Here is a 13032-nt window from a genome sequence, read left to right on the forward strand (position 1 = left end):
TCCTCAAGGCGGGCGCGTGAGGAATTGGTCCGCGGACGGCGGACATCGCCGCCGGCCTGCGCTATCGTTCGGACGCGGACGGCGGGTTTTCCCTGCAGACGCACCTGTGGAGCCTGATACATGAATGCCGGAGACTTCGAAGAGCGCCTTGCTGCGCTGAGACCGCGCCTGCATCGCTATTGCGCGCGCATGACCGGCTCGACCGTCGATGGCGAGGATGTGTTGCAGGACGCTCTGCTCAAGGCCCTGCGGGCGCAGGCGGAAGGGGCCGAGATCGACAAGCTCGAACCCTGGCTGCTGCGCATCGCCCATAATACATGCCTCGATTTCCTGCGCCGCCGGGCGCGCAACACCGTCGTTCCTCTCGTTGACGAGATCGAGGGTGCGCCCCTTCCTGACGCCGACGCGGTTGCGGTCGGGTTTCAGACGTTTTTGCAACTGCCCGAATTGCAGCGCTGTGCCGTTATCCTCAAGGACGTGCTCGGCCATTCGGTCGAGGAGGTTGCCGTGATCGCTGACTGCTCGGCAGCGGCGGCCAAATCGGCGCTTCAGCGCGGACGGGCGGCGTTACGACAGCTGGCGCAGCAGCCCGAGGATATCCGGCTGCCGCTGATGTCGGGTGCCGAGCGGGAGAAGATGGCCACTTACGTCCGCCTGTTCCAGAGCGGCGACTTCGACGGCATTCGCGCCGTGCTCGCAGACGACGTGAAGCTCGATCTGGTCAACCGGCTCAAGCTCGAAGGCCGCAAGACCGTCGATCGCTACTTCACCCGCTATGCCGAGGAAACGAAATGGCGGTTTGCCCTCGGGGCAATCGAGGGTCGTCCGGCCATGCTGGTGTTCGATGCGGCGGGAGCGATGGAAAAGCCTGCGCATTTCGTCCTGATCGACTGGCAGGGCGACGAGATCGCGGCGATCCGCGATTTCCTGTTCACACCCTATGCGATCGAGGCGACGGACTGGGTGAGGCTCGGCTGAAACCTTGACTTGCCATGACCTGATATCAGCGGGTAAAGAACGGCAGCGGCAGGCAAGGAAGACCATTCGATGAGCGACGACAACAAGACCGAAAGCAAGATCACAGTTGAAAAGCGCCAGAACGGGCGCTGGTGCTTCGTGCTCAATCATCGTGGCGTCGTTTATCCGGCCCAAGGCCAGTTCGCCACCATGTTCGAAGCCCAGATCGCGGCACAGGAAGCGGCGAAGCGGCTGATCAAGCGCTGAGCGCCTCCCTTTTCAAAAGCATCCCCGCTCGATAGCATCTCTCGGGAACCGGCGCACACGCGGCTGGCGGGAGGACATGCAGATGAGCGACAGGGAACGACACCTCGTCATCAGCGCGCCGGAGCCGCGCACGCTCGATCTGATCTTTACCGACGAAGCCCGCCGGGTGCTCGAAGAGCGCTATGAGATCGTCGAGGCCGATCCCGGCGATATTGCAGGCCTCGGCGACGGCGTGCTCGGCAGGGCTCGCTATATTCTCGGCCAGCCGCCGCTCAACCATCAAACACTGGCGCGCATGCCAAAACTGCGGGCGATCCTGAACGTCGAAAGCAATCTCATCAACAACATGCCCTACGAGGTGCTGTTCCAACGCGGCATCCATGTGGTCACCACCGGCCAGGTGTTTGCCGAGCCGGTGGCGGAGCTTGGGCTTGCCATGGCGCTCAATCTCGCCCGCGGCATCGTCGATGCCGATCTCGATTTTCGCGAGGGGCGCGAGCTGTGGGGCGGCGAGGGCAATGGCAAGGCGCGACTGCTCTCCGGCGCCGAAGTCGGCATCATCGGCTTCGGAGATCTCGGCAAGGCGCTGAACCGGGTGCTCGCAGGCTTTCGCACGAAAACGCGGGTGTACGATCCGTGGATGCCGGCCTCGATCCTGCGGGATCACGGTGTGGAGCCGGCAAGCCTCGACACAGTGCTTTCGGCAAGCGACTTCGTCTTCGTGGTCGCCTCTGTTACCAGCGAGAACCAGGGTTTTCTCGATGCCGGGGCCTTTGCGAAGATGCGGGCTGGGGCGGCTTTCATCCTGCTCAGCCGGGCAAGCGTCGTCGATTTCGACGACTTGATGGCGGCGGTTGAGCGCGGCCACATCGTCGCGGCGAGCGATGTCTATCCCGAGGAGCCGTTACCGCTTGACCATCCGGTGCGGCGGCTCAAGGGTTTTCTGCGCTCCGCCCACCGGGCCGGCGCCCTCGACAGCGCCTTCAAAAAAATGGGCGACATGGTGCTGGAAGACATGGACCTGATGGACCGCGACCTGCCGCCGATGCGCTGCAAGCGGGCGGAGCGCGAGACGGTGTCCCGCATGCGCTCGAAGCCGGTGACGGTGAACTGACACCGGCTTCGAGGTGGTTTAAGCGGCGGCGGGCTGCATCTGCCGCCGGCCGCCGGCAAGGACCAGTGGGGCGATGATGAGGCAGGCGACGCCTGCGACCATCAGCGCCGGCAGGTAGCTTGCGTAGCTGTCGCGGATGTAGCCGCCACCGAAGGCCGCCGTGGCTGCGCCGATCTGGTGGCCGAAGAACACCCAGCCGAACACCATATTCGCCTTTTCGCGACCGAAATGCTGCGCGGTGAGCTTGACGGTCGGCGGCACGGTCGCGACCCAGTCGAGGCCGTAGAACACGGCGAAGACAGAGAGGCCCACAAGCTCGAAGCCGGTAAAGGGCAGCCAGACCAGCGACAGCCCGCGCAGGCCGTAATACCAGAACAGCAGCCAGCGATTGTCGTAACGATCCGACAGCCAGCCCGAGGCGACGGTGCCGGCAAAATCGAAGATGCCGATGATCGCGAGAAAGCCGGTGGCGGCGACCGGGGCCATGCCGTAATCGGCGCAGAGCGAGACGAAATGGGTCTGGATGAGCCCGTTGGTCGAGAGTCCGCAGACGAAGAAGGACGCGAACAGCACCCAGAAGATACGGGTTCTGGCCGCTTCGATCAGCGTATCGATCGGCGAATTGCTGGTAAGGGTGGTCGCGACAGGCGGCTCGTCCACCGTCTGGCCGTAAGGCTTCAGACCGAGATCGGACGGGCGGTCGCGCATGAAGGCGAGCATCGCGGCGGCGCAGACGAACAGCATGGCGATGATGAAGATGACGGCGCTGCGCCAGCCATAGGCCTCCGTGAGGGCGGCGATCAGCGGCATGAAGACGAGCTGGCCGGTGGCGGTGCTGGCGGTCAGGAGCCCGACGACGAAGCCTCGGCGGGCGGTGAACCAGCGTGTGGCAATCGTTGCGCCCATGACCATGGCGGTCAAGCCCGTGCCGATGCCGATAACGAAGCCCCAGAGCACGATGAGCTGCCAGAGTTCACGCATGAACAGCGATAGCGCCATACCGGTAAAGACGACGGACAACGCCGTGAGCGCCATGCGGCGCAGGCCATATCGGTTCATGAGGGCGGCGGCGAAGGGCGCCATCAGCCCGAAGAGGAAGAAGCGGATGGCAAGGGCTGCGGAGATCGAGGAGGCTTCCCAGCCGAACTCGCGCTGCAGCGGCAGGAGCAGCACCGAGGGCGCGCCGATGGTGCCGGCCGTGACCAGCATGGTGAGGAAGGCGGTGGCGGCCACCACCCAGCCGTAATGAATGGAACGCCGGGAGAGATAGGCGGCGACGGCGGTAGAGAGCATTCGACATCTCCGGTTTGGCGAGGGCTGCTTCGCCCAAGGGAGCCGCTGTATAAACTAGTAACTTTCATTATGCAAGTTAGTTGGTGTCGCGCGATTTCAAGGACTGCCTTTCGGCACGCTCTTCGCTAAAGGTGCCCGGCGCGGCGATCTCCGCCGCTTTTCAACCCACGGCGATGCCGTGCAAAAGAAGTCGGGGAAGGCGCGCGGGCGTTTGCCGGTTTACGCACCGATGCCCTGCCATCCTTCCTGCCGGGAAAAGGAAGACGGGCCTGTCGAAAACAGGGGACAGAAGGCGCATCGAAACCTCCGCAGTGATATCGTCTGCGGATTTTACACCCGCTGCTTCCCGCGGGGAGGATTAAGGGCGTAAGGCTGCAACCGTCCGTGACGTATCAGTGCTGACGGACGGAGCGGATGGAAAAGGTCTCGGGATCGATGGTCTTGCCGGTTTTCTCGTCGATGTAGACCGGGGTTGCGACATCACCAGTGGCGATGTCCCTCACCTGCATGGTGACACCGCGGTCGGCGAAATAGCGGTTGCCGAAATCGGAGAGTGCGATCAGCAGCGGCTGGGTGTTGCGGCCCATTTCGGTCAGCAAATATTCGTAGCGAACCGGGCGCTGCTGGTAGGGGCGCTTTTCGAGGAGGCCGGCTTCCACCAGCGATTTCAGCCGGCGGGTGAGGATATTGGGCGCGATGCCGGTGCTCTTCTGGAACTCGTCGAAACGGGTGCGGCCGAAGAAGGCGTCCCTCAGGATGAGAATGCTCCACCACTCCCCGACCCGGTCGAGGGTGCGGGCGATGGGGCAGGTCATTTCATCGAAATTCTTGCGCTGCATGGGCCGAATATAGAAATTCGGCTTTCACCATACAAGTATCTGGCCGATCAGGCGGGCTCCAGCCCGTTGACCTTGTGCATGGCCGTCAGGATAGCGGAACTGGTGTCGTGCCCCGTCTTGTAAAGGCCGAGCATCACGGTCGCCACGTCGCGTCCATCGGGGCTGTCGAGCGCCACATCCGTCTTGCGGCACCATTCTTCCAGCGCGTTGTAGACGACGTCGATCTCGCTCTGCGTGAGCGCCATATCCGAAAGGAAAGACATCTGCCACCGCCCCCGTTGCTTTGACGGGCCGAGTGTAGCCACGGCGGCGGCAATGACAATTATAAGATTTAGGGGGAGACGATTACTCCGCGTGCACGGCTGAGGCCTCGACCAGCGACGTGGCGATGGCCATGGCGAGCTGTTTGCCGCGAATGCGGATGATCGTCGGATCGAGATCCCGCGCCGAAAGCACGAGGTCCATGCCTTCCCGCATCACGATCTGCTGCGCCCTGTGAACTGCCCAATTTTCGACTTCATCGCGCTTCTGCATTGCGCTTGCCCCCCAGCTAAATCATTTAGCGACACCGTCCGGCTCTTCTATCCGACCTGAACGCGACCAATTGGGGCGAATCACTGAGCACACCCATAGGATGCGGCATTTTCTGTGTTTCTGTACTACTATTTCTAGGGAGTGACTTTATGGGTTTCTTCCTTCCTCAATCGTTCCTGAGGCGTCCTTCCAGCAGGTCGAGCACGGCGCGTCCGGCATCCATGACATTGGTGCCGGGGCCGAAGACGGCGGCAACGCCGTGATCGAGCAGGAACTGGTAGTCCTGCCGCGGCACGACGCCGCCGCAGACGACGATGACATCGCCGCCGCCCTTGGCTTTCAAGGCGTCCACCAGCTGCGGCAGAAGCGTCTTGTGGCCGGCGGCGAGCGAGGAGACGCCGAGGACATGGACCTTGGCCGCAAGCGCCAGATCGGCGGCTTCTTCCGGCGTCTGGAACAGCGGGCCGGCGAGCACGTCGAAGCCCATGTCGCCGAAAGCAGACGCGATGATCTTGGCGCCGCGGTCATGGCCGTCCTGGCCGAGCTTGGCGACCATGATCTTCGGCTTGCGGCCGATGGTGCGGGAGACGTCGGCAAGACGGGTGGTCAGCGTCTGGAGTTCGGGATCGCCGGCATAGGCTTCGCCATAGATATCGCCCACCACTTCCGGCACGGCCGCATGATCGCCGAAGACGGCGCGCATGGCATCGGAGATTTCGCCGACGGTGGCGCGGGCGCGGGCGGCCGTGACGGCGGCTTCGAGGATGTTGCCCTTGCCGGTGCGGGCGACTTCGGAAAGGGCTGCGAGTGCCGCCTCGACCTCGGCCGGGCTGCGGCGACGGCGGGTTTCCTCGATGCGGCGGATCTGGGCGGTGCGCACGGCGGCATTGTCGATATCGAGAATGTCGAGATCGTCTTCGGTTTCCAGCCGGTATTTGTTGACGCCGACGATGACCTCCTCACCACGGTCGACGGCTGCCTGCCGGCGGGTGGCGGCTTCCTCGATCAGGCGTTTCGGCAGGCCGTCGGCCACGGCCTTGGTCATACCGCCGAGCGCTTCGACCTCCTCGATCAGCGCCCAGGCCTTTTCCGCAAGCTCGGATGTCAGGCTTTCGACGTAATAGGAGCCGGCCAAGGGATCGACGACCTTGGTCACGCCGGTCTCATGCTGAAGGATAAGCTGGGTGTTGCGGGCGATGCGGGCGGAAAACTCCGTCGGCAGCGCGATGGCCTCATCGAAGGAATTGGTGTGCAGCGACTGGGTGCCGCCGAGTGCCGCCGACATCGCCTCGAAGGCGGTGCGGACGATGTTGTTATAGGGGTCCTGTTCCTGCAGCGAGACGCCGGAGGTCTGGCAGTGGGTCCTGAGCATCAGCGACGAGGCCTTTTTCGGCGCGAACTCCTCCATGATCCGTGTCCAGAGAAGACGGGCGGCGCGGAGCTTCGCGGCTTCCATGAAGAAGTTCATGCCGATGGCGAAGAAGAACGACAGGCGGCCGGCGAAGTCATCGACATTGAGGCCCTTGGCGATGGCGGCGCGGACATATTCGCGGCCGTCGGCGAGCGTGAAGGCCAGTTCCTGCACCAGCGTCGCGCCGGCCTCCTGCATGTGATAGCCGGAGATCGAGATGGAGTTGAACTTCGGCATCTCCTTTGCCGTATATTCGATGATATCGGCAACGATGCGCATCGAGGGTTCCGGCGGGTAGATGTAGGTGTTGCGGACCATGAACTCCTTGAGGATGTCGTTCTGGATGGTGCCGGAAAGGGCGGCGCGGGGGACGCCCTGCTCTTCGCCCGCGACGATGAAATTCGCCAGGATCGGGATGACGGCGCCGTTCATGGTCATGGAAACCGAGATCTTTTCGAGCGGGATGCCGTCGAACAGGATCTTCATGTCTTCGACCGAGTCGATCGCCACGCCGGCCTTGCCGACATCGCCGACGACGCGCGGATGGTCGCTGTCATAGCCGCGATGGGTGGCGAGATCGAAGGCGACGGAGACGCCCTGCTGTCCCGCCGCAAGCGCCTTGCGGTAGAAGGCATTCGACGCCTCGGCCGTGGAGAAGCCGGCATACTGGCGGATCGTCCAGGGGCGGCCGGCATACATCGTCGCGCGCGGGCCGCGGGTGAAGGGGGCAAAACCGGGCAGCGAGCCGAGGTGATCGACGGAGGCGAGATCGTCGGCGGTATAGACCGGCTTGACGGCGATGCCTTCCGGGGTGTTCCAGACGAGATCGTCTGCCGGGCGCTTCAGTTCCTTTTCGGCAAGGGCCTGCCAGTCGGCGATGGTTTTATCGGACATGGCTTGTTCCTTTTCGGTCGGCGATACAAACGGCTTCATCCACGCGCGGGAAGCCGCCGTGGTTCTGCAGGTCTTTCGGGTCTCGGCCGGGGCGCTTCCAGGTGCCGCGAACAAGAATGAAAATATGACGCCCGGAAGCGCCCCGTTTTGCGGTTTTTGCCGGCAACTCCGCTCCCTCTGCTTCTCTTCCTGCGAAGAGCGTTGTGTGCCTCACAGGCACGCCTGCGGCGAGACACCGGAGATCCGGGCGTCCGCAGAAGGGGAACATTTTCTGCCGACCCCGAAGGAAGAAGCTTACGTCCCTCTCCAGCCTCCGGCGCCAGCCCCGCCTCGCCGCGACGCCTCGCGGTGTAGCCGATAACGGGACGGGGGAATGATGGCATGGGGATGCGGGGCGGGGGTTTTCGGGGATGGAGAATTTTGCGGTTGGGGCTTCACCCCCCTCTGCCCCTTCGGGACATCTCCCGCTCAAGGGGGGAGATTGGGAGCAAGCGATCCTTTCCACCTTTTCCATGAACTGCAGTCTGCGGGCAGAGGACGGATTGCCCCTCACCCTAGCCCTCTCCCCGCACGCGGGGAGAGGGGACGATCGCGCAAGCGGCGGCGTCCCCGCAAACATCAGTCGAACTCCATGATCAGTTCGTCCACCGCAAGGCTTTCGCCCGCCTTGACAGCGACGCGCTTCACCGTGCCGCGGCGTTCGGCGCGCAGGATGTTTTCCATCTTCATGGCCTCCACCGTCGCCAATGCCTGACCGGCCTCGACGGTCTCGCCTTCGGACACAGCAATCGTCGTGACGACGCCCGGCATCGGGCAGAGTAGCATCTTAGAGGTATCGGGCGGCAGCTTCTTCGGCATTATCAGGGCAAGGGCAGCGGTGCGGGGCGAGCGGACATGGGCGCGCACATCCATGCCGCGCCAGCGCAGGCGGATGGCCGAGCCGACAAGATCGATCTTAACACCGATCGGCTCGCCGCCAATGGTGAAGCGCGCATGGGTGGCGCCCGGCACGAAGCTGCCGGCGGTGGACAGCACAGTGCCATCGGCAAAGCGGAGGCTGACGCCTTCCATGCCAGTTTCCAGCGTCACAGTAAGCTCGGTGTCACCGAAGCGCACCACCCAGTCCTTGGCGACCACGCGGCGGTGGTTGCCGATGGTACCGGAAATCTGCACCGCCCGCTCCTGCAGCACCTGATTGACCAGCGTCGCGACGGCGGCGAGCACGCGGGCGGAGGCCTGATCCGGCTCGACGCCATGGAAACCGTCCGGGAATTCCTCGGCGATATAGGCGGTGGTGAGCCGGCCCTCGCGAAACCTCTGCTGCTGCATGACCGCCGAGAGGAACGGCAGGTTGTGGCCGATGCCCTCGACTTCGAAGTCATCGAGCGCACGGGCCATAGCCTTGATGGCCGAGAGGCGATCCGGCGCCCAGGCGCAGAGCTTGGCGACCATGGGATCGTAATACATCGAGATTTCGCCGCCCTCGAAAACGCCGGTGTCGTTGCGCACGATGGAACCGTCGGCGGCCTTGCCCTCCACCGGCGGGCGGTAGCGCGTCAGGCGGCCGATCGAGGGCAGGAAGTTGCGGAATGGGTCTTCCGCATAGAGCCGGCTTTCGATCGCCCAGCCGTCGAGTTTCACGTCGCCCTGCTGCAAGGCAAGTTTCTCGCCGGCGGCGATACGGATCATCTGCTCGACGAGATCGATGCCGGTGATCAGTTCCGTCACCGGATGCTCGACCTGCAGGCGGGTGTTCATTTCGAGGAAGTAGAAGTTGCGGTCGCCATCGACGATGAACTCGACCGTGCCGGCGGAATGGTAACCGACCGCTTTCGCAAGCGCGACGGCCTGTTCGCCCATCGCCTTGCGGGTTGCGGGGTCGAGGAAGGGGGACGGGGCTTCTTCGATGACCTTCTGGTTTCGCCGCTGGATCGAGCATTCGCGCTCGCCGAGATAGAGCGTGGTGCCGTGCTTGTCCCCCAGCACCTGGATTTCGATATGGCGCGGCTGGGTCACGAACTTTTCGATGAAGATGCGGTCGTCACCGAAGGAGGCTTTCGCCTCGTTCTTCGAGGACTGGAAGCCTTCACGCGCCTCGGTGTCGTTCCAGGCGATGCGCATGCCCTTGCCGCCGCCGCCGGCAGACGCCTTGATCATCACGGGATAGCCAATCGACGAGGCGATCTTCACCGCTTCGTCGGCATCCTCGATCAGGCCCATATGGCCGGGCACGGTGGAGACGCCGGCTTTGGCCGCAATCTTCTTCGACGTGATCTTGTCGCCCATCGCCTCGATCGCACCGACCGGGGGACCGATGAAGGCGACGCCTTCCTTCTCAAGCGCGGCGGCGAAGGCGGCGTTTTCGGAGAGGAAGCCATAGCCGGGATGCACTGCATCGGCGCCGGTCTGACGGATCGCCTTCAGGATGTTGTCGATGACGATATAGGACTGGGAGGACGGCGCCGGGCCGATATGCACGGCCTCGTCAGCCTCGCGCACATGCAGCGCGTCGCGGTCGGCATCCGAATAGACGGCCACCGTCGCAATGCCCATCTTCTTCGCGGTGCGAATGACCCGGCAGGCGATCTCGCCGCGGTTGGCTATCAGGATTTTCTTGAACATCAGCAGGCCCCTCCCTGAATTTCTTTATGTGGAAAGCCGGGCCTTCCGTCACACCTCGAACACGTCATCGAAGGCTTCAGGGAAATTCTGCCGGGCCACGCGCTCGTCGATGACCAGCATCGCCTCATAGGACAAGGGATCGAAATTCTTGTCCGCGGCGACGACTTCGCGGCCGAAGAGGAGGCTGAGGCGGGCGGCATCGAGATTGCCGCGCTCGAAGGGCTCCGCCCCGAAATGATGCCAGAGGGCATGCAGGAAGGCGGCATCGATGCGATGCTCCTTCGTGCCCGGCCGCGCCTTGCGCGGCAGGGGCTTCAGCGGCGTGACACCTTTGGGGTTGGCGCGACGGATGGTGAACTGGATGCCCGTGCCCGGCATGCCGCCCGGAAATCCGCGGTGTTTGGTCATGTCGGGCAGGTTTGCCATCCCCGGTCTCCTTTAAGCCTTCGGGCCGATCTTGTCCTGCGTCTTCGTATCGAAGTCGGAGGCGTCGTGGCGTTCATGCAGCTGCTCGGACGGATCGCCGCTGAGGCGGTTGACCATACGGCCGCGCTTGACCGCCGGGCGGGCGGCGATTTCGGCCGTCCAGCGCTGGACGTGCTTGTAGCTCTGCACATCGAGGAAGGTGCCGGCGTCGCCATAGGCCTGATTGAGCGCAAGCGCGCCATACCAGGGCCAGATCGCCATGTCGGCGATGGTGTACTCGGCGCCGGCCATGAACTGGTTATCGGCCAGATGACGGTCGAGCACGTCGAACTGGCGCTTTACCTCCATGGCGTAGCGATCGATGGCGTATTTGATCTTGATCGGCGCATAGGCATAGAAATGACCGAAGCCGCCGCCAAGGAAGGGGGCCGAGCCCATCTGCCAGAACAGCCAGTTGAAGGTTTCGGTGCGGGCGCGCAGATCGTTCGGCAGGAAGGCGCCGAATTTTTCGGCGAGATAGAGCAGGATCGAGGCGGATTCGAAGACGCGGACCGGCGCACCGCCGCCCTTCGGCGCGTGATCCATCAGCGCCGGGATTTTCGAGTTCGGATTGACGTCGACGAAGCCGGAACCAAACTGGTCACCATCGCCGATGCGGATCGGCCAAGCATCGTATTCGGCTTCCGCATGGCCGGCGGCCAGCAGTTCTTCCAGCATGATCCCGACCTTGACGCCGTTCGGCGTCGCCAGCGAATAGAGTTGCAGCGGATGCTTGCCGACCGGCAGGGCTTTTTCCTGGGTCGCACCGGCGATGGGACGGTTGATATTGGCGAAGGCGCCGCCATTGCCGGCTTCCCAGGTCCAGACCTTGGAGGGCTCGTAACCGGCGGGGAAATTATCGGCGGGGGATTTGTCGGTCATGAAAATCTATCCTTATTCGTGAACACGTGCTCGGGAGGAGAGCACTTCAGGCATATGGGAAGCGGAGCGGGCTTTTCACCAGTGCTGCCGGCCGCTTTCCGCCTGTTTTGTTTTCGTCGTCATTCTCTTCACGCCATCAGGCCTTCTTTCGTCATCCTCGGGCTTGACCCGAGGATGACTTCGAGTGCCTCAGAGCGGGATCGTGTCGTGTTTCTTCCAGTGGGTAGTGACCTGCTTGTTTCTGAGCGAGGCGAAAGCGCGGGCGATGCGGCGGCGCGAGGAATGCGGCATGATCACCTCGTCGATGAAGCCGCGTTCGGCGGCGACGAAGGGATTGGCGAAACGCTCCTCGTATTCGCTCTGGCGGGCGGCGATCTTTTCCGGATCGCCGAGTTCGGAACGGTAGAGGATTTCGGTAGCGCCCTTGGCGCCCATGACGGCAATTTCGGCTGATGGCCAGGCGTAGTTGACATCGGCGCCGATATGCTTGGAGGCCATAACGTCGTAGGCGCCGCCATATGCTTTTCGCGTAATCAGCGTCACCATCGGCACCGTCGCTTCGGAATAGGCAAACAGCAGCTTGGCCCCGTGCTTGATGACGCCGCCATATTCCTGCGCCACGCCCGGCAGGAAGCCCGGCACATCGACCAGCGTCAGGATCGGGATCGAGAAGGCATCGCAGAAGCGGACGAAGCGGGCGGCCTTGCGGGAACTGTCGATATCGAGGCAGCCGGCGAGCACCATCGGTTGGTTGGCGACGACGCCGACCGTCTGGCCTTCGAGCCGGATGAAGCCGGTGATGATATTCTTCGCATAGGCTTCCTGCAGCTCGAAGAAATCGCCCTCGTCGGCGATCGCCAGGATCAGTTCCTTCATGTCGTAGGGCTTGGTGGAGCTTTCCGGGATCAGGCTGTCGAGGCGGGCTTCGAGCCGGGCGGGATCGTCGTGGAAGGGACGGACGGGCGGCTTTTCGCGGTTGTTGAGCGGCAGGAAATCGAAGAGCAGGCGCACCTGTTCCAGCGTCTCGATGTCGTTTTCATAGGCCGCGTCGGCGACCGAGGATTTCTTCGTGTGGGTGCCGGCGCCGCCCAGTTCTTCCGCCGTGACGATCTCGTTGGTGACGGTCTTCACCACATCAGGGCCGGTGACGAACATGTAGGAAGTATCGCGCACCATGAAGATGAAGTCGGTCATGGCCGGCGAATAGACGGCACCGCCGGCGCAAGGCCCCATGATGACGGATATCTGCGGGATGACGCCGGAGGCCTCGGCATTCCGGCGGAAGACCTCGGCATAGCCGGCGAGCGAGGCCACGCCCTCCTGAATGCGGGCGCCGCCCGAATCGTTGAGGCCGATGACCGGGGCGCCGTTGCGCACCGCCATGTCCATGATCTTGCAGATCTTCTGGGCATGGGTTTCCGACAGCGAGCCGCCGAGCACGGTGAAATCCTGGGAGAAGACATAAACCTGGCGACCGTTGATCGTGCCCCAGCCGGTGACGACGCCGTCGCCGGCGATCTTCTGCTCAGCCATGCCGAAATCGACCGCGCGGTGGGTGACGTACATGTCGTATTCTTCGAAGGAGCCTTCGTCGAGCAGCACCTCGATGCGCTCGCGCGCCGTCAGCTTGCCCTTGCCGTGCTGGGCGTCGATGCGCTTCTGGCCGCCGCCGAGACGCGCTTCGGCGCGGCGTGCTTCCACGGTTTCGATGATGTGGCGCATGTGACCTCCCTTGACCGATGCCGGCCCGGAAC

The 13032-nt window shown here is 63.5% G+C and carries 12 protein-coding genes; 3 read left to right on the forward strand and 9 right to left on the reverse strand.

What is annotated here, in order from left to right; translation table 11 throughout:
* The first annotated feature begins 120 nt into the window (after positions 1-120).
* From ASC86_RS06095 to ASC86_RS06100, 3 genes are all read left to right on the forward strand, one after another.
* The gene (locus ASC86_RS06095; RefSeq protein WP_056317493.1) at positions 121-978 is read left to right on the forward strand and encodes a sigma-70 family RNA polymerase sigma factor; all 858 of its coding nucleotides are present in this window, start codon (positions 121-123) and stop codon (positions 976-978) included.
* A 69-nt stretch (positions 979-1047) separates the two neighbouring features.
* Positions 1048-1224 carry a hypothetical protein gene (locus tag ASC86_RS26205; protein WP_200943771.1) on the forward strand — a complete coding sequence of 59 codons (177 nt, stop codon included), beginning with the start codon at positions 1048-1050 and terminating at the stop codon, positions 1222-1224.
* 82 nt (positions 1225-1306) lie between these two features.
* Positions 1307-2338 (forward strand): hydroxyacid dehydrogenase, encoded by a 1032-nt coding sequence (locus ASC86_RS06100; protein ID WP_056318349.1) that lies wholly within the window; start codon positions 1307-1309, stop codon positions 2336-2338.
* A gap of 18 nt (positions 2339-2356) precedes the next feature.
* Here ASC86_RS06100 and ASC86_RS06105 read toward each other — a convergent pair whose 3' ends face one another.
* From ASC86_RS06105 to ASC86_RS06145, 9 genes are all read right to left on the reverse strand, one after another.
* Positions 2357-3631 carry an MFS transporter gene (locus ASC86_RS06105; RefSeq protein ID WP_056317495.1) on the reverse strand — a complete coding sequence of 425 codons (1275 nt, stop codon included), beginning with the start codon at positions 3629-3631 and terminating at the stop codon, positions 2357-2359.
* A gap of 392 nt (positions 3632-4023) precedes the next feature.
* Positions 4024-4446 carry a helix-turn-helix domain-containing protein gene (locus ASC86_RS06110; RefSeq protein ID WP_200943772.1) on the reverse strand — a complete coding sequence of 141 codons (423 nt, stop codon included), beginning with the start codon at positions 4444-4446 and terminating at the stop codon, positions 4024-4026.
* A 71-nt stretch (positions 4447-4517) separates the two neighbouring features.
* The gene (locus ASC86_RS06115) at positions 4518-4733 is read right to left on the reverse strand and encodes a hypothetical protein (protein ID WP_056317501.1); all 216 of its coding nucleotides are present in this window, start codon (positions 4731-4733) and stop codon (positions 4518-4520) included.
* Between the two features lie 82 nt (positions 4734-4815).
* On the reverse strand, positions 4816-5004 hold the full coding sequence (locus ASC86_RS06120) for a hypothetical protein (RefSeq protein WP_056317504.1): 189 nt from the start codon (positions 5002-5004) through the stop codon (positions 4816-4818).
* Positions 5005-5170: 166 nt separating this feature from the next.
* On the reverse strand, positions 5171-7309 hold the full coding sequence (gene scpA / locus ASC86_RS06125) for a methylmalonyl-CoA mutase (RefSeq protein ID WP_056318351.1): 2139 nt from the start codon (positions 7307-7309) through the stop codon (positions 5171-5173).
* A gap of 618 nt (positions 7310-7927) precedes the next feature.
* Entirely contained in the window at positions 7928-9931 is a 2004-nt protein-coding gene (locus ASC86_RS06130) for an acetyl/propionyl/methylcrotonyl-CoA carboxylase subunit alpha (RefSeq protein WP_056317507.1), read from the reverse strand.
* A 48-nt stretch (positions 9932-9979) separates the two neighbouring features.
* Positions 9980-10357, reverse strand: a complete 378-nt coding sequence (locus ASC86_RS06135) for a hypothetical protein (protein ID WP_056317511.1) — start codon at positions 10355-10357, stop codon at positions 9980-9982.
* A 12-nt stretch (positions 10358-10369) separates the two neighbouring features.
* Positions 10370-11278: a glutathione-dependent disulfide-bond oxidoreductase gene (yghU, locus tag ASC86_RS06140; protein WP_056317514.1), complete on the reverse strand. Its 909-nt coding sequence runs from the start codon at positions 11276-11278 to the stop codon at positions 10370-10372.
* Between the two features lie 189 nt (positions 11279-11467).
* A complete protein-coding gene (locus tag ASC86_RS06145; RefSeq protein WP_056317517.1) occupies positions 11468-13000 on the reverse strand; it encodes an acyl-CoA carboxylase subunit beta in 1533 nt (510 codons plus the stop codon).
* Positions 13001-13032 lie beyond the last annotated feature (32 nt).

It is taken from the genome of Rhizobium sp. Root1212, assembly GCF_001424985.1.
GTDB lineage: Bacteria > Pseudomonadota > Alphaproteobacteria > Rhizobiales > Rhizobiaceae > Pararhizobium.